Source organism: Bacillus sp. SRL337 (genome assembly GCF_984799155.1).
In genome coordinates this window covers 784,823-805,322 of record NZ_OZ481793.1, presented here as the reverse complement: position 1 = coordinate 805,322, position 20,500 = coordinate 784,823, and the positions used below count along the sequence as shown (strand labels likewise).

At 44.5% G+C, this 20,500-nt stretch carries 17 protein-coding genes, 2 pseudogenes and 1 riboswitch; of the genes and pseudogenes, 10 read left to right on the top strand and 9 right to left on the bottom strand.

All coding sequences use genetic code 11. The features are described 5' to 3' along the window. Positions 1 to 80: 80 nt before the first annotated feature. Positions 81 to 293: pseudogene (locus tag AC4E8A_RS03915) on the top strand (KGG domain-containing protein); the annotation flags it as partial. 558 nt (positions 294 to 851) lie between these two features. Next, entirely contained in the window at positions 852 to 2,300 is a 1,449-nt protein-coding gene (locus AC4E8A_RS03910) for an MDR family MFS transporter (RefSeq protein ID WP_490196946.1), read from the top strand. Between the two features lie 188 nt (positions 2,301 to 2,488). Here the strand turns inward: AC4E8A_RS03910 and argH are convergent, their stop codons facing one another. From argH to AC4E8A_RS03895, 3 genes and pseudogenes are all read right to left on the bottom strand, one after another. Next, complete coding sequence (gene argH, locus AC4E8A_RS03905) at positions 2,489 to 3,874, bottom strand: argininosuccinate lyase (RefSeq protein WP_490196945.1); 1,386 nt, start codon at positions 3,872 to 3,874, stop codon at positions 2,489 to 2,491. A gap of 26 nt (positions 3,875 to 3,900) precedes the next feature. Further along, a complete protein-coding gene (locus AC4E8A_RS03900; RefSeq protein ID WP_490196943.1) occupies positions 3,901 to 5,151 on the bottom strand; it encodes an argininosuccinate synthase in 1,251 nt (416 codons plus the stop codon). 482 nt (positions 5,152 to 5,633) lie between these two features. Next, positions 5,634 to 6,263, bottom strand: a pseudogene (locus AC4E8A_RS03895) (iron chelate uptake ABC transporter family permease subunit). A gap of 189 nt (positions 6,264 to 6,452) precedes the next feature. Here AC4E8A_RS03895 and AC4E8A_RS03890 point away from each other — a divergent pair. Continuing rightward, the gene (locus AC4E8A_RS03890; RefSeq protein ID WP_490198763.1) at positions 6,453 to 7,502 is read left to right on the top strand and encodes an NAD(P)/FAD-dependent oxidoreductase; all 1,050 of its coding nucleotides are present in this window, start codon (positions 6,453 to 6,455) and stop codon (positions 7,500 to 7,502) included. 195 nt (positions 7,503 to 7,697) lie between these two features. Here AC4E8A_RS03890 and AC4E8A_RS03885 read toward each other — a convergent pair whose 3' ends face one another. The 3 genes from AC4E8A_RS03885 to AC4E8A_RS03875 are packed head-to-tail and all read right to left on the bottom strand — an operon-like array spanning position 7,698 to position 11,476. Continuing rightward, positions 7,698 to 8,741, bottom strand: coding sequence for a ribonucleotide-diphosphate reductase subunit beta (locus tag AC4E8A_RS03885; protein ID WP_490196942.1), 1,044 nt, complete (start codon positions 8,739 to 8,741; stop codon positions 7,698 to 7,700). An 8-nt stretch (positions 8,742 to 8,749) separates the two neighbouring features. Next, on the bottom strand, positions 8,750 to 10,966 hold the full coding sequence (locus tag AC4E8A_RS03880) for a ribonucleoside-diphosphate reductase subunit alpha (RefSeq protein ID WP_490198761.1): 2,217 nt from the start codon (positions 10,964 to 10,966) through the stop codon (positions 8,750 to 8,752). A 42-nt stretch (positions 10,967 to 11,008) separates the two neighbouring features. Further along, positions 11,009 to 11,476, bottom strand: coding sequence for an acyl-CoA thioesterase (locus tag AC4E8A_RS03875; RefSeq protein WP_490196940.1), 468 nt, complete (start codon positions 11,474 to 11,476; stop codon positions 11,009 to 11,011). A gap of 160 nt (positions 11,477 to 11,636) precedes the next feature. Continuing rightward, a riboswitch (cobalamin riboswitch) is annotated at positions 11,637 to 11,821 on the bottom strand. Between the two features lie 166 nt (positions 11,822 to 11,987). Between AC4E8A_RS03875 and AC4E8A_RS03870 the strand changes: the two genes are divergently transcribed. The 4 genes from AC4E8A_RS03870 to AC4E8A_RS03855 all read left to right on the top strand — a co-directional run bounded on the left by AC4E8A_RS03870 (position 11,988) and on the right by AC4E8A_RS03855 (position 15,754). Beyond that, the gene (locus AC4E8A_RS03870; RefSeq protein ID WP_490196938.1) at positions 11,988 to 12,728 is read left to right on the top strand and encodes a hypothetical protein; all 741 of its coding nucleotides are present in this window, start codon (positions 11,988 to 11,990) and stop codon (positions 12,726 to 12,728) included. Positions 12,729 to 13,218: 490 nt separating this feature from the next. Continuing rightward, positions 13,219 to 13,662 carry a S1 domain-containing RNA-binding protein gene (locus AC4E8A_RS03865; RefSeq protein WP_119549107.1) on the top strand — a complete coding sequence of 148 codons (444 nt, stop codon included), beginning with the start codon at positions 13,219 to 13,221 and terminating at the stop codon, positions 13,660 to 13,662. A gap of 211 nt (positions 13,663 to 13,873) precedes the next feature. Continuing rightward, positions 13,874 to 14,041 carry a hypothetical protein gene (locus AC4E8A_RS03860; protein WP_490196936.1) on the top strand — a complete coding sequence of 56 codons (168 nt, stop codon included), beginning with the start codon at positions 13,874 to 13,876 and terminating at the stop codon, positions 14,039 to 14,041. 603 nt (positions 14,042 to 14,644) lie between these two features. After that, positions 14,645 to 15,754: an aminopeptidase gene (locus AC4E8A_RS03855; protein WP_490196934.1), complete on the top strand. Its 1,110-nt coding sequence runs from the start codon at positions 14,645 to 14,647 to the stop codon at positions 15,752 to 15,754. Positions 15,755 to 15,880: 126 nt separating this feature from the next. On the opposite strand, the gene AC4E8A_RS03850 is transcribed toward AC4E8A_RS03855, so the two are convergent. Genes AC4E8A_RS03850 through AC4E8A_RS03840 form a run of 3 tightly spaced genes read right to left on the bottom strand, consistent with a single transcriptional unit; the run spans position 15,881 to position 18,112 of the window. Continuing rightward, positions 15,881 to 17,149 carry an FtsW/RodA/SpoVE family cell cycle protein gene (locus tag AC4E8A_RS03850; RefSeq protein WP_490196932.1) on the bottom strand — a complete coding sequence of 423 codons (1,269 nt, stop codon included), beginning with the start codon at positions 17,147 to 17,149 and terminating at the stop codon, positions 15,881 to 15,883. Next, complete coding sequence (locus AC4E8A_RS03845; protein ID WP_490196930.1) at positions 17,142 to 17,558, bottom strand: PadR family transcriptional regulator; 417 nt, start codon at positions 17,556 to 17,558, stop codon at positions 17,142 to 17,144. The genes AC4E8A_RS03850 and AC4E8A_RS03845 overlap by 8 nt, the downstream gene beginning before the upstream one ends. Further along, positions 17,558 to 18,112: a sigma-70 family RNA polymerase sigma factor gene (locus tag AC4E8A_RS03840; RefSeq protein WP_490196929.1), complete on the bottom strand. Its 555-nt coding sequence runs from the start codon at positions 18,110 to 18,112 to the stop codon at positions 17,558 to 17,560. The genes AC4E8A_RS03845 and AC4E8A_RS03840 overlap by 1 nt, the downstream gene beginning before the upstream one ends. A 447-nt stretch (positions 18,113 to 18,559) precedes the next feature. On the opposite strand from AC4E8A_RS03840, the gene AC4E8A_RS03835 reads away from it, so the two are divergent. The 3 genes from AC4E8A_RS03835 to AC4E8A_RS03825 all read left to right on the top strand — a co-directional run bounded on the left by AC4E8A_RS03835 (position 18,560) and on the right by AC4E8A_RS03825 (position 20,467). Further along, complete coding sequence (locus AC4E8A_RS03835; protein ID WP_490196927.1) at positions 18,560 to 19,108, top strand: flavodoxin family protein; 549 nt, start codon at positions 18,560 to 18,562, stop codon at positions 19,106 to 19,108. Positions 19,109 to 19,230: 122 nt separating this feature from the next. After that, on the top strand, positions 19,231 to 19,692 hold the full coding sequence (locus AC4E8A_RS03830; protein WP_490196925.1) for a DUF2243 domain-containing protein: 462 nt from the start codon (positions 19,231 to 19,233) through the stop codon (positions 19,690 to 19,692). Next, complete coding sequence (locus AC4E8A_RS03825; RefSeq protein WP_490196923.1) at positions 19,682 to 20,467, top strand: cytochrome c oxidase assembly protein; 786 nt, start codon at positions 19,682 to 19,684, stop codon at positions 20,465 to 20,467. Before AC4E8A_RS03830 ends, AC4E8A_RS03825 begins: the two co-directional genes overlap by 11 nt. Positions 20,468 to 20,500: the final 33 nt, after the last annotated feature.

Here is a 20,500-nt window from a genome sequence, read left to right as displayed (position 1 = left end):
AGTTAAGCTTTTATCTTTCGATTGCTGGAGTAACTCGTCTTAGTGGAAAATCAAATTTCTAAACTTAAGGAGGAATTACAATGGCTAGAAACAACAATAATGACAACAACAAGAACATGACGGTGGAAGAAGCAGGACGCAAAGGCGGAGAAGCTACTTCCAAAAACCATGACAAGGAATTTTATCAGGAAATCGGCCAAAAGGGCGGAGAAGCGACATCTGAGAACCACGATAAAGAATTCTATCAGGAAATCGGTGAAAAAGGCGGAGAAGCCCGCAGCCGGCAGAACGATAACAATAATAACAACAGTAACCGCTAAAACACAGAAAACGGAAGAAGCCTTTACCTATTGGTAGAGGCTTCTTCTTTGTAGCTATAAAGAGGATATAACCTGCCTTCACTGCTGACCATTCTTTTGCTGTGGCTTCCAAACAGGACAAACAAAAAATGATGAAGAATGATCCAGAGGTATGAAAAAAATTCTGAAATGAAAAATCAGGGTCGACCCGCTCATTAGACGACACCTTAAATTTTCTGTTCAACACAATGCATTCACAAAACTTCATGTCATCTGAAGACAGGCTTTGATTTCTGTCATTCCCTCCCGCTTGGCCATTTCATTTAATGTATCCCTCCATTTCCTTCATTAACCTTGCCGCATTTCATGGGTTTTTCACTAAACATTCCTTTCCCACGCTTGTTTTCATTATTTTAGTCATCTGCCCTTTTCTCCGGGTTTCCGCTGTATATAGTTTCATATTTGCAAAAGACTAAGCCCGTCGCTTGAGAATTCCATCTAAATGAAGGAATATAGAGAAGTGTATTTTAAGTTTGAAAAATGGAGGAACTTATGGAAACCAAAATAAATTCTAAAGCTATACTTATTACCTTCATGATTGGCGCTTTCTTCGCCATTTTGAATGAAACGCTGCTCAATATCGCACTCACAGAGTTAATGGATGTTTTCAATATTGATGCTCCTACTGTTCAATGGATGGCGACCGGCTTCATGCTTGTCATGGGGGTGCTGATGCCGGTCTCTGCCCTCCTCATCCAGTGGTTCACAACCCGCCAGATGTTCATTGGGGTCATGTCGATTTTCCTGCTGGGAACGACAATTGCTGCTTCGGCGCTTAATTTTCCGATGCTGTTAACAGGCAGGATGATCCAAGCCGTTGGTACAGGACTGTTGATTCCGGTTATTTTCAATGCCCTGCTTCTATTGTACCGGCCTGAAGTACGCGGAAAAATCATGGGGACTTTCGGGCTGGTGATCATGTTTGCACCTGCAATCGGCCCTACCTTGTCCGGAGTAATCGTGGATCTCCTGGGATGGCGCTGGTTGTTCATCACTGTGATCCCCTTCGCGCTATTCTCAATTTTATTTGCAGTTAAATACTTGCAGAATGTCGGAGAAGTCACACGTCCAAGAGTGGATGTCCTTTCAATCATTCTCTCATCCATCGGGATCGGCGGGATTGTTTACGGATTCAGCAGCGCCGGAGAAGAAGGTGCAGGCTTCACTTCAGCCAAAATCATCATCCTCCTGGCCGTCAGCTTCATCAGTTTGATCATATTTGTATTCAGACAGCTTAAGCTTGATCAGCCTTTGCTTGATGTCCGGGTATTTAAGTATAAAAGCTATGCAAGGGGAATCATCATCTTTGTCATCGTCATCATGGCTATGTTCGCTTCTGAAATCGTCATGCCGATGTATTTGCAGGGACCGCTGGGCTATTCAGCTAAACTCGCCGGCCTCCTGCTGCTTCCCGGTGCGCTCCTGAACGGTTTGATGTCGCCGACAATGGGGGCTCTATTTGATAAGTACGGTCCTAGAAAACTGATCATCCCGGGAACCGTTACCCTTGTTGGAGTGATGATCTTTTTCAGCAACATCAATCCTTCTGTACCAATTTGGGTGTTCATTTTAGTCTATATGATCCTTATGCTCTCCATTTCAGCGATCATGATGCCGTCGCAAACGAATGCACTCAATGAATTACCAAAACATCTATACCCGCACGGAACAGCGATTGCCAACACGCTGCAGCCTGTTGCAGGGGCACTCGGGGTTTCCATCTTCGTCAGCATCATGACCCAGGGACAGGCAAATTACCTTGAAGGCAAGCCGGCAGTTACCGAGGGCGTGGCGAATCAAGCGATGACCTATGGTGTCCACCATGCCTACTGGTTTGCTCTGGCACTTACAGTCGTTGCCTTTATCGTAGCGCTGTTTATCAAGAAAGCCGTTTCGCCGGATTTTGATGAGGAAAAGAAGGCTGTTGAAGGTGAATCTTGATCCTTTGTAGTTCGCACCATTTAAAAACGAACCCTTTCTAAATAGGGTTCGTTTTTTCTGTGTTTGGGATCTCGCGGTTTAGTTGGCGACTAGAGCCTTATTAAAGAACTCCTTACTTTGAATCTGGCTCCCTTTTGGTCTTACCCCTCTAGGCGCCTGTTTACTTTGAATCTGATTCCCTTCTGCTTCTAAGGCTGACCCTGAGAAACCTTCTCCTCGGCCAGTAGAATCTGTTTCCTCACCTGAACAGGCGAAGTACCGCCGTAACTTTCGCGTGCGCCAACGACATGTTCTGGAGAAAGAATGGCATAGATATCCTCTTCAAACAAGGGGCTGAACTTCTTGAACTCTTCCATTTTCAAATCTAGTAGAAATTTGCTTTCCCCAAGGGCATAAAGAACAATTTTCCCGATGACTTCATGGGCATCGCGGAATGCGACTCCCTTGGTCACAAGATAGTCTGCAATATCCGTTGCATTGGAGAAGTCCTGGTTGACGGCTTTTCGCATGGAATCCTTCTTGACCGTCATTGTTTCAATCATCGGGTCCAGCAGTTTCAGCGAGCCTTCCAGCGTTTCAACGGTATCGAACATTCCTTCTTTGTCTTCCTGCATATCCTTATTGTAGGCAAGCGGCAGCCCTTTCAAAACCGTCAACAGCCCCATCAGGCTGCCGTACACCCTCCCTGTTTTAGCACGGAGCAGCTCGGGCACATCCGGATTCTTCTTTTGCGGCATGATACTGGAACCTGTGCAGAAGGAATCATCCAGCTCGATGAATTGGAATTCCTGGCTGGACCAGATCACCAGCTCTTCTGAGAGCCTTGAAATGTGGGTCATGAGTAAAGAGCCGATCGATAAGAACTCGACGATAAAGTCCCTGTCGCTGACCGCATCCATACTGTTTGGATACACCCTGTCGAACCCAAGCAGTTCTGCTGATCGTGCGCGGTCAATCGGGAACGTGGTCCCTGCCAGCGCTCCTGCACCAAGCGGTGACCAGTTCACCCTTTTCAAGCTGTCCTGCAGACGCTCCTTATCACGCTGAAACATCCAGAAATAGGCCAGCAGATGGTGTGCGAACGAAATTGGCTGGGCTCTTTGTAAGTGGGTGTAACCGGGTATGATGGTTTCCACATTATCTTTTGCCTGCTCTAAGATAGCCTCCTGGACAGCGTTCACCAATCCGATCAATTCCTTGGTTTTTCGATTAAGGTAAAGATGCATATCTGTCGCCACTTGGTCATTCCGGCTTCTCCCTGTGTGAAGTTTTCCGCCGACGGGTCCTATCAGATCAATCAATTGTTTTTCAATGTTCATATGGATATCTTCATGCTCGACCGAGTACTCCATCTCACCGTTTTCTATTTTACTCTTAATCTTTAAAAGGCCTTCTATAATCAACTCTGCATCATCTTGTGGAATGATTTCCGATTCACCAAGCATTATCACATGAGCCAGACTTCCTTCTATGTCCTCAAGTGCAAGGTTCTGGTCAAACGAAATCGAAGCTGTGAATTCTTCTACCAATTCGTTTGTCTCTTTCGTGAAACGTCCGCCCCACAGTTTTGCCATTCTCATTCCTCCCAACGTATATAGAACTAAACTCCGAGATTCTCTCTTGCAGAGTCGTTCACAGTCTCATGGATCTCTGCTCCTTCTTGGTTCACCTGTGAGTAAACCTTTGTGGTCAATCCCCAAAGCTTTATAAAACCAACTGCTGCATCATGGTCGAAGGCATCCCCCTTTGAATAGGTGGCAAGCTCTTCATTATAAAGGCTGTTGGCAGACTGGCGGCCAGTGACAAAGTGGCTTCCCTTATGCAGCTTCACTCGGATTTTTCCGGAAACCACTCCCTGCGTTTCATCCACAAAAGCTTGGAGTGCCTTATTTAACGGTGAATACCAAAGTCCTTCATAAATCATCTTCGCCATTTGTGCATCGACTGTTGATTTAAAAGAAGTAATTTCACGCGGCAAAGTCAGGAATTCAAGTTCCTTATGAGCATTAATAAGAATCAAGGCTCCTGGATTTTCATACACTTCGCGGGACTTGATTCCGACCAGGCGGTTTTCAATATGGTCGATCCTGCCGATTCCATGCTTTCCGCCAATTTCATTGAGTGTTTCAATCAGCTGAACAATTTCCATTTTCTCGCCGTTCAGTGCTGTCGGGATTCCCCGCTCAAACTCAATTTCAATGTTTTCTGCTTCATCAGGAGTCTGTTCAATCGGATTGGTCCAGTCAAACGCCCCCTCGGGTGCTTCTGTCCATGGATTTTCCAGCACTCCGGCTTCACAGGCACGGCCCCATATATTCGCGTCGATTGAATAAGGATTATCCAAATCGACCGGAATCGGAATCCCATTTTTTCCGGCATAGTGAATTTCTTCATCACGCGTCATCCCCCATTCCCTGACAGGAGCAACTACCTTCATATCTGGTGCCAGAGCGTTTATGGACACCTCGAAGCGGACCTGATCATTTCCTTTACCTGTACAGCCATGAGCGACCGCAACCGCTCCTTCTTTTCTTGCCACCTCCACAAGCAGCTTAGATATCAGCGGACGGGATAAAGCTGATGAAAGAGGATACTTCCCTTCATATAAACAATTCGCTTTCAAGGCAGGGATAATATAGTCCTTTGCCAGCATTTCCTTCGCATCAATCATATACGCTTTGACCGCTCCCACCTGGAGGGCTTTATCTCTAATAAAATCAAGGTTCTTCCCTTCTCCGACATCGAGCCCTAAAGCTATGACATCATATCCATACTTTTCTTGAATCCACTTTATAGACACCGATGTATCAAGACCACCGGAATACGCAAGAACAATCTTCTCTTTTGCCAATTTTCCACGCTTCCTTTCTTGAATAAAATGAATTAAAATTTATTATACTGAATTTTTATTCATAATCAACCATTTTTGAAAAACTAGATAAAAAGTTTCATTATTTTCTATACATCAATTTGTATATCTATCCCTACATGCTCTTTGTATATGCCAGCGTAAGCCTAATGTGAAATGAAAAGCGGAAGCGGCCGATCAGCGCCGTACGGATTGGAGGGCTCCTGCATGAGATATAGGAATCACGAAGAGCGAAGTGATTCGATGATGACTAATTTTTATAATGTGGAAAGGCCCGATCTGCTGCGTACGGACTGGACTGGCTCCGCATGAGATGTAGGAAACACAACGAACATAGTGAGTTGATGTTGACTTATCGCAGGGAGGAGCCGGGAAGTCCGCTAGCAGTTGAGCCTTGAAGCTGGATACAAAGAAAGCAGTAAAAAAACAGAGACCCCTTAAGAGCCTCTGCTTCAACTAAGAACTTATATTTTTTTCATCAGTAAATACATAAAATAGGGTGCTACGATCAGAGCTTTAATGATGCCTGCGGGAATGCCGTCCGGATCTGTAAGGTTCCGTCCGATGGTGTCAGCCCACATCAGCAGCCATCCCCCTGCCAGGATGGCAACCGGTAAAAATAGTTGATGCCTCGGTCCGATCAGTGCTTATACGATATGCGGAGCCATCAATCCGACAAACGCAATCCCTCCCGTTACCGAAAAAGCAGCCCGCCGCCAAGGCACAGCCGTAAGGAGAAGGATGAACCACTCTTTTTCCAGGGCTACAATTTCTATATCCCGCTTAGATAATCGGCCAAAACCGCTTTGGTAAGGAAATCTTCCGTAGGAGACCAGTTCTCCGACTGTCAAACCTCCTGCACTTTCAGGGTTTTGCGGCAGAATCGCCATCTTTTTCGCCAATTTCTTGGTATCCTCTTTTGTTATGCTTTTTCCATCGAGAATGATTGAACCGCTCTGAAAGCGGATGATCCTGGTTAACGCTTTCAATAGAGTCGACTTTCCACAGCCGTTGGATCCAATTATCGTGGTGATTTTTTTATCTGGAATCTCAATAGACATATCTTTCACAATCAATTTCTCACTGTAGCCAATATGTTATTGATCTGTGTGAAGGCGAACCATTTTGTGCCTCCTATATTTAAAAATCCTCATTTAAAAATTTTACGTTGATAATGATTATCAGTTTCGGTTACAATGATACTATAAATCTTATAAAAAAACTGTCAATGTTCTTATGAGAATGTCTAATATATTAAATGCAATTAATAAGGAGAGGTCATGATGAAGGAAATCGACTGCTTTGACGTTACCATCATTGGTGGAGGGCCGGCCGGTCTCTACTCGGCTTTCTACAGCGGGCTGAGGGAAATGAAAACTAAAATTATTGAGTTCCAGCCTCAGCTCGGAGGAAAGATACACGTGTATCCTGAAAAAATGATATGGGATGTCGGGGGATTAATGCCCACTCCAGGCGCAAAACTGATTGACCAATTGGTGCAGCAGGGCCTTACCTTCAATCCGGAAGTAGTCCTTAATGAAAAGATCGTCTCCATTGCACGGGACGAGAATGGTCTTTTTATTTTGAAAGCGGCATCAGGGAATGTCCACTTCTCCAAGACGGTTATTGTTGCGGTGGGCAGCGGGATCCTTCAGCCTCAAAAACTGAATATTGAAGGGGCTGATCGTTTTGAAATCTCCAATCTGCATTATACAGTTAAATCCTTAAGATACTTTAAAGATCGCACTGTTGTCATTTCCGGAGGAGGCAACTCGGCCATCGACTGGGCTAACGAGCTTGTCCCCATTGCCAAAAAAGTTTATCTCACTTGCCGCAGAGACCAATTAAGCGGACATGAGGCCCAAGTCACACAGCTTTCTAACAGCACGGCTGAATGTTTGATGAATACGTCGATTTCAAGGCTGGTTGCCAAAGAAGGTGAAGATGTCATCGACAGGGTTGAACTGACGAACAGCGTGACTCAGGAAGCTGCCTTCCTTCCTATAGATGATGTCATCATCAACCATGGGTTTGATATGGATGCCTCACTCCTGAAGGAAAGTGAATTGAATATCAAAATGATGGATGACTTCTATGTGGAAGGGTCTGTCATGGGCGAATCCTCCATTCCCGGCATCTTTGCCGCTGGGGATATCCTCAAACATGATGGAAAACTGAACCTGATTGCAGGTGCTTTCCAAGATGCAGCCAATGCCGTCAATCAAGCAAAACAGTACATTCAACCGGATGCAGGTGCTTTCGCGATGGTGTCTTCCCATAATGAAGTATTCAAAGACCGGAACAAGGAGCTTGTCAAGCAGCTTGTGAAATGATAGTGGAAAAAGGCGTATTCCCATAGTTGGGAATACGCCTTTTTGGCTGGTTGAGCCCTCTTGGTGCCTGGTGCGATTTTGCCCTGGCGACTGATGCAAATCCATCTTTTTGTATCAGGTACTGCTCCCCCTTTTGCCCTGGCTAAGGCACCGGGCACCGTTCCACAGATCCGTCTTCCGTTTCATCAGCCATCTTTAAAGCTCATCAAACCCATTGGCATCTGAAGTTTTCGCATATTGCCTGGACTTCTGCTCAAAAAAATCAGTCTTCCCGAGGTCCACTTCCTGGTAGGCGATTATCCATCGTAAAGGATTGCTTTTATACCCCTCAAAAGGGGCATCAAAGCCCATTTGCAGCGACCGTTTATTGGCCATAAACTTTATATAGGCTTCTACATCAGACATCAACAGGCCGTCAATGGTATCCCCGATGATTTCTTCAGCCCATTCAATTTCCAGGTCTGCAGCTCTCCTGAACGATTCAACACCAAACGTTCTGAGTTCTGCTGTATCATATTCTGGGTTTTCCTGCAGGACTTCTTTGAAGATTTTTTCAAAAAGGCCGACATGTAATTGTTCGTCGCGATTAATGTAATTGATCATCGTCGAAGTGGCGACCATCTTTTGGTTGCGTGCCAGATTATAAAAGAAAGCAAAGCCAGAGTAAAAGAATAATCCTTCCAGGATGACATCATAGACAATAGAGTGCAGCAGATTCTCAACATTCGGGTTTTCTGCGAATCCCTTGTATCCATTAGTGATAAAGTCATTCCGCTTCCGTAAGGTGGGCTCGGTCCTCCAATAATCAAACACCTCATCCTGCCTTTTCTTGGAAACTATGCTGGACAGTACATAACTGTAGGAGTGATTGTGGACGACTTCCTGCTGTGCAAGGATGATCATCAGTGCATTCAGGCTGGAGTCGGTTAAATAGTCTGCTACTTTTCCGGCATAATCGGTCTGGATGCTGTCCAGTAAGGCGAGAAGCCCTATCACCTTCAAGAAGGTCTCCTGTTCCTGTTCAGTCAAATTCGGGAATTGCTTAATATCCTTGGACATATTGATCTCAAATGGCGTCCAAAAATTCCCGAGCATCCTCTTGTATTTTGGATAAGCCCATGAAAACCGCACATCATCCCAGTTTAATATATTTGAACTTCTCCCATTGATAATGGCAGTAGCGGCGTTCGGGGCATCCGTATCAATCAATCTTCTTTTTTCCAAATTCACTTTTCTCATCCTTTCCCTCAGCTGTGGCAGCTCTCACAATCTTCTATTTCTGCATTGGACGTTGAGCGGACATAATATGTCGTTTTCAGTCCTGACTTCCAGGCATCAAGGTGAATATCCAGCAGGGCTTTCGCCTTTATATCATTACGGACATAAAGGTTGAAGGAGACCGATTGATCGATATGGCGCTGGCGTTTCGCATTTTGTTTGATGCTCCAATGCTGGTCGATAGTATAAGCTGTCTTGTAATACCATGTCGTATGCGGCGATAAATCCGGGGCTGTGACCGGAATCTTATAATCTTTCTTTTCCTCTGAATATTCCAGGCGGAAAACAGGGTCGATGCTGGCAGTCGAACCGGCAATCAGTGAGGTTGATGAATTGGGGGCCACAGCCATCAAGTAGCCATTTCGGATGCCGTTCCGCTGCACCTCTTCCTTAAGATCCAGCCATCTGGCTGAAGTATATCCCCTCTTTTCAAAGTACTCCCCTGTCGACCACTCTGAGCCGGAGAAATACGGATATGCGCCCTTTTCCGCCGCCAAAGCCGAACTTGCTGATACCGTATAAAAAGCAATCTCTTCATATAGGGAATCACAATAATCGACGGCTTCATCACTTTCCCACTTGATTCCTTCCAACGCCAGCAGATGGTGCCAGCCGTAGGTACCAAGACCGATCCCCCGGTACCTTTCGTTGGTGAGCTGGGCCTGCAGCACCGGAATTTGATTGATATCTATGACATTATCAAGCATTCTGACGGCAATCGTGATGACTTTTTCAAGAACCCCGTCTTTCACGGCCTTCGCAAGGGAAAGGGATGACAGGTTGCATACCACATAGTCTCCCGGCTTTTTATACGTGATGATGGTCCCGTCTTCCACCCGTTCTTCCTCCATGACCGTGGCGCTCATATTCTGGGTGATCTCGGTACAAAGATTGCTGCAGTAAATCATTCCTTTGTGCTGATTTGCATTGAACCGATTGACTGTGTCCCTATAGAACATATAAGGTGTTCCGGTTTCAAGCTGGGAGACCATAATCGACTTGAATAGCTCGATGGCCGGAACGGTTTCACGGGACAGGTCCAGGTTAAAAACACACTCCCAATATTTTTCCCTGAATGAACCCTGACCCTGCTTTTCATCAAAATAGTCCTCAAGGGAAAAGCCCATCACTTTCCTCACTTCATGAGGATCAAACAGATACCAGTCACCCCTGTTTTCCACCTGCTCCATGAAAAGATCAGGAAGGCATACACCCGTGAAAAGATCATGGGTACGCTGGCGTTCATCTCCATTGTTCAACTTTGAATCGAGGAATGGAAAAATATCCTTATGCCATACATCCAGATAAACGGCAATCGCTCCCTGCCTCTGTCCCAGCTGATCCACTGAGACCGCGGTGTTATTCAACTGCTTCATCCAGGGAATGACACCGGAACTGACTCCTTTAAAGCCTTTGATATCACTTCCGCGGCTCCTGATTTTGCCCATATAAATGCCGATTCCGCCTCCGTTCTTGCTCAATGTCGAGACGTCTGTGTTGGAGTCATAAATGCTCCGCAGATCATCTTCCACCGTATCGATGAAACAGCTTGAGAGCTGTCCATAACTTTTTCCGGCATTCGCCAAGGTCGGAGTCGCCACTGTCATATACAGATTCGACAGTGCCCAGTAAGCCTCTTGGATCAATTCCAGTCGTTTTTCTTTCGGCTCATCGGCTAAAAGAGTCATCGCAATGATCATAAAGCGTTCCTGTGGAAGCTCGATGAATGTGCCGTCATGGGCCTTGGCTAAATATCTTTCTGCCAGTGTGACGATTCCTATGTACGTAAATAATCGATCCTTTTCTCCATCAATTATTTTTTCCAGGGTGTCGATCTCTTCTTTGCTGTATCTCTGAAGCAGCCGCTTATCATAGATCCCCAGCTCCTCCAGAAGTGTTATCATGTGAAAGAAAGACCCGTATCCTCTGCCGGACAGTGTCCCTCTGGAAATCGAGCTCGCGCGGTATAACTTTTTCAAATAAATATCTGCGGCCACATAGGTCCAGTCGGGTTCCATACTGCTGATTCTTTCTACAGCTGCAAGGATCAGCAGGTTATCCAGCTGATCAGCAGTCATATCCTTCTTAGCTTCCAACGCCTGCCGGACTTTTTCCTCGTATTCTTCAAAAGATACGCCTTTATGCCTGCTCTTCAACTCTCCAAGCAGCAGTGTCACCTCTTGCATCCGATGTACTGTCGTTAATTCCATTTTGAAATCCTCCCACTTTTATTGATTTCTCATCTCAAGCCTGCGCAGTTTGCGGGTTCTCGCGGTTTTCAGCAGGTTTTCTTCTTCTTCTGTTTGCGGGATGACACCGGGTACCGGAGTCGGCCGCCCTTCCTCATCCTTCGCCACCATAGATAATATTGATGTTGTAGTAAGGGTTTTTTCTCCTGTTTCAAGGTCCTCGCTTTCCACTTTCACAAAGACTTCCATCGAGGTACGGCCCGTTGAAATGACGCATGCCTCCAGCGTTAATATATCGCCGACTTCTGCCGACGACAGGAAATTAACAGTATCGATGGACGCTGTCACCACAACTTTACGGCTGTGCTTCATGGCAGAGATAGCGGCAATCTCATCAATATAGGACAAGACGGTTCCTCCAAAGATGGTGCCCATATGATTGGTATTAGGCGGGAGTACCAGCCGGGTCACAACGGTTCTTGATACATGCGAGGATAATGCTTCCATTTTTCATTGCTCCTTTTACGTAGAAGTTGCTTCAATCTGAAAAATGGGAATAAAAAAACCCATCGCAAAGGATGGGTTTTTCAAACGCTGATAGATTCATAGACAATTGTTCAAGCCTACCAATGTATCCTCGTTCTACCTTCCCAATTCCCGAAGAAGATAAGACGCTATAAACATGGCAGGTCTCCTGACTTGTGCTTCACCCTACATTAAGTCCTTCCCGCCTTCGGTTGAAGACAGTGGCAGTTACTTATTTCGTCAGCACTTACAGTTGCGGGGACAGTTCCGGATTTTCACCAGATTCCCTATTACGTCTAAATAGACACCATATTTATCGGCATTACACAATATGTAGTTATTAAAACCTTTCACAAACACATAATATTGTGTTCTCTTTTTAGATGATAAAGGAATTTCTGCAGGATTACAATAGATTTGCTTGTAATTATCCGATGTTTAAGTAAATGATATAGATAGACTATTACTTCATCTTGAAAAGGAGGAATCCTACTTGGAATCAAAACTTCCTTCCTACCTGTCGGAAATCAGTTCTTTATCCCTTCCCCTGACGAAGGAAACATTACTTACACCAAGGTTCTTATTAGAAAAGTCCGGGAACCTGGAAATGTACTACGCCCCTCATAATGAATACATCAATACCAAGGCGAAGATTGTCCTCATCGGGATCACTCCCGGGTGGACGCAGATGAGAACGGCCTATGAACAGACTTTACAAAGCCTGGACTTGAATCAGAGCCAAAACCAGATTCTGGAGGCAGCCAAGATTGCAGCCGGTTTCTCGGGTCCCATCAGAAAAAACCTCATTGCAATGCTTGATCAAGCAGGTCTTTCTGAGTTCCTAAACATTGATAGCACTTTATCCCTGTTTCACGAAAATCGGCGATTAGTGCACACCGCTTCCGTTATAAAGTACCCTGTTTTCTTGCATGGCCAGAATTATACGGGACACAGGCCGGGAATTGGTCAGTCGGATTTACTTTCTTACTACTCCATGGTTATCTTCCCGGAAGAACTTCAACAAATCGGACCTGGCGCTTTGCTCATTCCGCTTGGCAGAACAGTGGAATCAGTTCTTCAACATCTCAAGAAAGAAGCAAAGCTCCCCTCCCACACCTTGTTAACCGGGTTTCCCCATCCCTCTGGTGCAAATGGGCACAGAATAAAACAATTTCAACACAACAAGGATCATATGGCATCCATCATCAAAGAGTGGGCAGATTCATCATTATGAAAGGCTGTTTTCGTATGGATTGCTGCCTTATGAAAAATGCCCGGGCGCGGACTTTCCCCTGGGATGCTAATGATGGAAGAGCAGTTCCTTTCTAGCTTTTCAGGGTATAAAGGGTGAAATCGGGCAAAATATCTCGAAATTCAAATCTTTTTGGTACAGCAGCCATGCAAAAGGCTTTTTTATCATCCACTCCCATCCATATATGGGTCATCGTTTGAATGAACATCTGATATTGGTGCACTTCTTAACTTTATTCCAACACCTCTTTTTTATGGATTTTTTCCATCTTCCATCCAATTCTTGAAAACACTTCTTTGCGTCTAAACATACATTGGAATGGACTGTTTAAACCGCTTTATGCATACTGTATAATCTGGGCATTTTTCAATTTATATCAAGGCAAAAAATAAAGCCATGAATCACCATTAGATTTTAGCCGGTGAATTTGCTATAATTAGATGTTGTTATAATTATTAAGGGGGAACTTTTTTTGGCAATCGAAATAGGCAGCAAGGTTAAAGGTAAGGTAACTGGTATCACTAATTTCGGGGCATTCGTGGAATTACCCGAAGGCTCAACCGGTCTCGTGCATATCAGTGAGGTGGCGGACAGTTATGTGAAAGATGTTAACGACCATCTTAAAGTAGGCGATGAAGTTGAGGTTAAGGTAATTAGTGAGAATGCGGGCAAAATTGCCTTGTCAATCAAAAAAGCTGTAGACAAACCAGAGGGTTCTGGATTCACTAAGCGTCCTCCACGCCAAGGAAGAGACAGCAGACCTAACAAAGACTTCCGTTCTAAAGGAAACTTCAAGCCTAAAGAGACGTTCGAGGATAAAATGGCTAAGTTCATGAAATCCAGCGAAGAAAATTTATCATCTCTGAAACGCAATACCGAAGGGAAACGCGGCGGCCGAGGCGGAAGACGCGGATAATCTTATAGATGGACCATAAGTAAAGCGGCGGCCCCTATTCAGTGTTGTAAGGGCGCTGCCGCCAGACACTATTGCCCTTCAAGAATTTATACTTTCCAATCTTTGAACAAAGGCAAGCAGAGCAGCTTGCCTTCTTTATTTTCCATCCCTTTATTCTTCATTTCCAACGTCCATGTCCATTACAGTTTATATCTTTAGAAAGGGTGAGCATATGGGTAAGTGTTTATTCAATGTCGGTGAAGAAGTCAGTATTAAATCATCCAGTGAAAACGTAAAAATCATTAAATCACAATACATCAAAAACATGAAAAGATACTCATACATCGTGAAAGAATATCCAAGTACATTTTTCTTTGAAGAAGAGTTACAGAAAAGATAGTATCCCCCACCCTGAAAACCAGGGTGTTTTTCATTGAAACGCCGCTGTTTTATTCCATTTCATATGAATTTGAAGGGCGTTTTTTTGGACAAAACTGGAATCAGAATCTGTTCTCTTGATCCCGGACCAGGCATTGCAGGAATTCTATTTCACTTCAGGCGGTTTTTGGGCAAGGCTCACAGGTGTGAAAAATTCACAGGATTACCTTTCCTATTTCTCTTCAAATGCAATAAAGCCGGCTCGCCCCCTATACTTCCTATCCTGCACACACCCCTATACGCATGACATCACTTTCTCTTTATATAAGGCTCTTCATTTTTCGGTCATTCACCGGATCCCCCCTGTAAGCAGGAAAGAAAAATAGCTACTCTCCCATTTTCGAGGGGGAATTCCGGAAATTCAGAGAAAAATTCCGGCTCCTGGGATTTTTCCGAAAGCAACAATGAATGCGAAAACAGCCTTATATGAACGAATGAAGTGATGAAGAAGAAAAAATCCTTTATACTGAATGTGCTGGAATTCAAGAATATATTCTTTAACATATCATCCGCGTTTATGTGATAAGCTGGATGATCCCTGTCACACACACAAGGGGGATAAAAAGTGGACTCAAGATTACAGGCACTCGCAAAAACCGTTGTTCAGTACTCACTGAATGTCCAAAAAGGCGAAAAGGTGCTGATTGAAGCATTGGATGTTCATGATTATGACTTCATCGCTCCGTTTATGGATGAAGTGTTTAAAGCAGGCGGGCACGTTTTTGTGGAGCAGACCGACTATAGAATGAACCGGAAGATGATGATTTCCGGCTCAAAAGACCAATTTGAAATGGATGCAAAGCTGAAGCTCGACCAAATGAAGGAGATGGATGCCGTCATCATTTTGTTGGGGGAAAAGAACATTTCCGAATATGCTGACATTCCTTCTGCCAAAAAGAACACCTATCGCCAAGCCTATAAACCGGTCAGCGATGAACAACTAAAAAAGAGATGGGTGCTATTCAATGTACCGACCAAGGCTTATGCGCAGCTTGCTGAAATGAGCACAGAAGCTTACACCGATTTCCTTTATGAAACTTGCACAATGGATTACAGTAAGATGTCAAAAGCCATGGACTCACTTGTCGATCTGATGGATCAAACAGATAGGGTCCGCATTCTGGCACCAGGGACAGACCTCCAGTTCTCCATTAAAAATCTGCCAGCCATCAAATGCGACGGCAAGATAAATCTTCCGGATGGTGAAGTCTTTACCGCTCCTGTCAAGGAATCAGTCAACGGCACCATTCTATTCAATACCAAATCAATATATGCAGGACAAACATACACTAACATCCAGCTGACGTTTGAAGATGGGAAGATCACCGACTGCCAGAGTGACAATAATGAAAACCTCAATGAATTACTTGACTCAGATGAGGGCGCCAGGTACATTGGTGAATTTGCTCTGGGGGTCAACCCTTATATCAATTCCATCATGAACGATATCGGGTTTGATGAGAAGATAAATGGCAGCCTCCACCTGGCTTTGGGGGAGGCCTATGAAGTTGCTGATAATGGAAACAAATCCTCCATCCACTGGGATATCGTTTTGATGCTCAAGCCGGAATACGGCGGCGGCGAGATCTACTTCGATGATGTTCTGATCAGCAAGGATGGCAGGTTTGTCGTGGATTCACTGATTGGATTGAATTCTGAGAACCTGATTGATTAAGGACAGCCAGGCTTAGACAGGTTCAGATCACACCTTTTGTGTCTGTCCCAACATGAAGCATACATTAAAGCCCGGAGGATCAATTTGCATGATCCTCCGGGCTTTTCAAATACAACCGCGAAATCCTTATATTGCTGCTCCAATAAGATCTTTCCTTCTATATACACTGAGCACTATCCCGACAATAAGTGAGTTCAAAAGGGTCGGCATCAACCCATAGCTGATGAAAGGAAGAGAGATTCCTGTCAGAGGAAGGAAGCCCAGCAGCATTCCCACATTATAAAGGAATTGTACTGTAAATACAGCTGTCCCTCCGAGGATCAACATTTTACCGAAAGAATCTTTAACCTTTGATATGACAAGCATCATTCTCCCCATCAGTAAAGCAAGTACCGCAAAAAGGAACACTCCCGTAAGCCAGCCGAACTGAAATGTTATGCTGGCAAAGACAAAGTCCGTATGACCAGAAGGGATGAACTCCTGCTTGCCGAATTGGCCAAGCCAGCCGGCTTGAGAAAAGGTTTCCTTTAACCTGAGGTACATATAGCCGCCGGAATCCGCAAAACGATTAGGGTGCAGATAAGCCAGCAGCCGTGCCTGTTGATAAGCTTGTGATGTAGTGAAAAATAAGACAGCATATGAAAACAAAAGGACAAATGAAATACCGGTAACGATCATCTTCATCTTTAACCTCATCCGACTTCCCCACATCATAACAAATACCATTATGGAGTAGATCAAGACTATGGAAAGATTCACCGACATTAAGAATAGAAATACCGTTCCGATAAATAACATGGCCGCTTTCCATATCCTGAATCCCTCTTTTGAGAAAAAAATGGACCAGCCCAGGAATAAGAACGGCACTGCCATAGTGCTCTCTATAGTCAATGGTCCCATCGCAAAATTAGGTCTTCCATTAATAAATTGATTCGACATAAATCCTAGCAGCACTAAAATCAGCATACCAATGGCAAAAAATGTCCACTGAAACTTCTGCAGCTTCCGGTAATCAAAAAGCATCACGCCGAATGCTAAGCCCAGCCCAAGGAACGTAATGATCAGTTTCATCTTTGTAAAATAAAAACTGCTATTCACATTCCACATAAGCAAAGGAAGAAAGCTTAATGAAATGGTTAACAAAAGCAGCCCTGCCAGCCACCAATCTATTTTAGGACGGTGAATGGTATTGAAGTCCTTCCCAAGCTCAGCTGGATTTCCCATATGTTTTATTGCTGTCTCTTCTGCATCCTTTTCCCCCAGCCCGTTTTTCAAAAGCCTTTCTTTTTCATTGTCGATGTGATCATTCAGCTCACGGGAGACAAAAGCCCTGGCTTCAGTCGACTTGATATGAGAGTTGACTCCTTCTAAAAAGGTTCTTCTTTTATCACCCATCAAGCCTCACCTCCATCAGGGTTTTCCAAACTGCCCTGGAATCTGTGCTCCTCTTTTCCTGTTTTTTCAGGAGCCTGCTCCCTTTCCGGCTTATCTTGTATACCTTGCCATTTTCTTTGGTCCAATGTGATTCCAGATATTCTTTTCCCTCCATACGGTGAAGGATGGTGTACAGCATGCCTTCCTGGTCTTCAAATTTTTTGATTCCCCTGCTTCTCAATTGTTTTGCCAAGTCGAATCCATTCTTTTCGTTGATGAGCAGCTGCATAATAGCAAGGAGAATCTGCTCTTCACTGTCCTCTTGTTTCAGCTTTTTATGGATTTCCTCTCTGTATGCATCGGTGAATTCAAGCCCGCTGAAGGTGGTAGTTTTCATTGTCTTCTTTAACTTTTTGAGGCGATTTTCCATTACAAGTCTCCTCCCAGCTGTTCTTTAAGGATTGATTTGGCACGTCTCAACCTGGTTTTCACTGTATTAGATTTTTGTTCCGTCGCCGTGGCAATATCCTTAATCTGCATCTCTTCAAAATAATAAAGGTAAATGACTTCCCTATACTGGACCGGCAGATTCATCACGGCATTTGCAAGCTCTGTGTCTTCTTCTCTTTGGATGACTGATTCCTCCACACTTTTCCCCTGGCTGCCGGGTTGATTGGCGGCTGTTTCAGCAATGATCACTTTATTGTTATACCAGCTTTTGAGATAATCCTTACTGTGGTTGATGGCGATTCTCCAAAGCCAGGTTTTCAATTTGGACTTCCTGTTATAGGTATGTATATTTTTAAAGCATTTCACAAAGATCTCCTGAGTCAGATCCTCAGCGACTGCTTTATTGTGTACATATGAAAACACAAGCTGCAGGATATCCTGGCCGTACATCCGCATGATTTCATCCAGCATTTCCTCTTTGTCTTCCATGTCATATATATCTGTTATGATGTCTTCCACGTTTTTCCCTCCCATATAATTAGACGAGGTTACTGGTTCAGGGGTTTTTGTGATGTGTATTATTTTTTTTGTTGGTCCTCATGGCCATTATTCATTACTCTTATTTATTTTACGTCTTTCAGGAACTTTATTGGGGAATTCCGGGTGACATTTTGATTTTTTTATTGTTCTTTAGAGGCCTCGCTTGCAGATTTTGCTTTCCCCCTGGAAGTTTCGTCCTTGATGCCCATTTCGTCTTTCGTCTGCTTTGATTCAACCGCACCTCCAAAAGCCGTTTTCGCGGACGTTAATTCCTCCTTTGGCCTTACCAGCCTCCTTTTCCAAACCATTCCTATAAAGAAGCCCAGCGAATAGGTCAAAATGCGGGTTTTGTGTTATTTTTGAACAGCAGCTGGAACATGTGGAAACAGAATAGGCTTTTTGAAATATACTACATATAATTAGAAAGAGGAGTGTATGCTGATGAAAATTTTAGCTTTGCTGGGGAGCACCAGGAAGAACGGCAACTCGGAGTATCTGGCGAACAAAATTCTTGAGGGCACTGACCATACGATCGTGTCATTGGCGGATAAACATATTGAGCCGATTACGGATTTAAGACATACCGAGCAAGGTTTCTCGCCGGTGAATGATGACTATGAAGAGCTGGTCCACCTCATGTTGGAGCATGACGTCCTGCTGTTTGGTACACCCCTTTATTGGTATGGGATGAGCGGCCCGATGAAGAATTTCTTTGATCGCTGGTCTCAGTATCTGCGTGATGAACGTTTCAACCTGAAGGAAGAGCTGACAAAGAAGAAAGCGTATGTCGTCATTACCGGTGGAAGAACAGCAAACATCAAGGGACTTCCGCTGGTGCAGCAGTTCAATTATATTTTTGAATTTGTGAACATGGAATTCACAGACTACATGATTGGATCAGGTGTCAAACCTGGAGATATTTTGAGCGACCTCCCTTCCCTGGAAAAGGCAGAACGATGGAATACCCATTTTAGAAACACTGGTTCCTAGAACTATCCTAACTAATTGAGGGGCAGATCCTTCAGTGGATTTGCGCCTCATTTTTTTTACCAAATAAATTAATTTTGATGCTTCTTGGATAGAATGGTAAGAAAAAGTTCAAGGAGGTTAACATGAAACATTCCTTTTTATCACGGAATCTCATATCGGGTATATTCTTCGGTCTGGGACTAGCGGCTTTTGTTGATGAGACAGTCTTTCACCAGCTTCTTCACTGGCACCATTTTTATGATAAATCCACCACCGCCATGGGACTTGTTTCGGATGGTTTGTTTCATGCCTTCAGCTGGTTTGCAACGATTGCCGGATTATTCTTGCTTGCCGACCTTCGCCGGCGGGGGGCATTCTGGTTGAAAAGATGGTGGGGCGGAATGCTTCTGGGGAACGGGGGGTTTCAGCTTTACGATGGGACGATCCAGCACAAAATCATGAGAATCCACCAAATCCGTTATGTTGATAATATCTTGGTCTATGATTGGACCTGGAATATCATCGCCTCCGTCCTGCTGTTGATCGGAATCCTGTTGACCCTTAAAACGGGCAAAGACACAAAGGAAAAAGCGTATGGCAGTTGACCATACTCACGTTCAGGCATCCGGAACAGGAAGTTTATGGCTGCCGGTGTGGGCTGCTGCTGCCATATTGGTATATGTTTTGGCAGTCTGGACTTCTAACCGGACATATCGGAAGTGGCCGATCTCGCGGACATTTCTTTGGATAGCCGGCATTGGCTGCATCTTTTACTCCGTATCCGGACCGATTGCCGACAGAGCCCACTCAAGTTTCACCTTTCATATGGCAGCCCATTTGCTGCTTGGAATGCTGGCTCCCCTTTTGATCGTTCTCTCTGCTCCCATGACACTGATTCTAAGAACATTGAATGTGAAAATGGCGAGACGGCTTTCGACAATCTTAAAGAGTGCTCCAGCCGGGCTGCTGACAGATCCGTTTATGGCTTCCCTCCTAAATATGGGAGGATTGTGGATTCTCTATACAACAGACCTTTACCATGCTATGCACCAGCATTTACTGCTGTATGTTTTTATCCATATCCATATTTTTCTGGCAGGCTTTCTTTTTACCGAATCCATGTTGGCCATCGGCCCCTCTCCGCATAAGTCTTCATTTATATACCGGTCTGCGTCATTGATTCCCGCTTTGGCCAGTCACAGCATATTAGCCAAATTCCTTTATGCCCATCCCCCTTCAGGAGTTCCATTTGAAGAGGCGGAAACCGGCGCCCTCATCATGTATTTCGGCGGGGATGGCATTGATATGGTCATCGTTTTTCTTTTATGTTTACAATGGTACAAAACACAACGGATCCGAGAAGCTGTTGAGCAGGTGTAACATGGATTAAGTTTTTTATGTATAGTTTTTTTC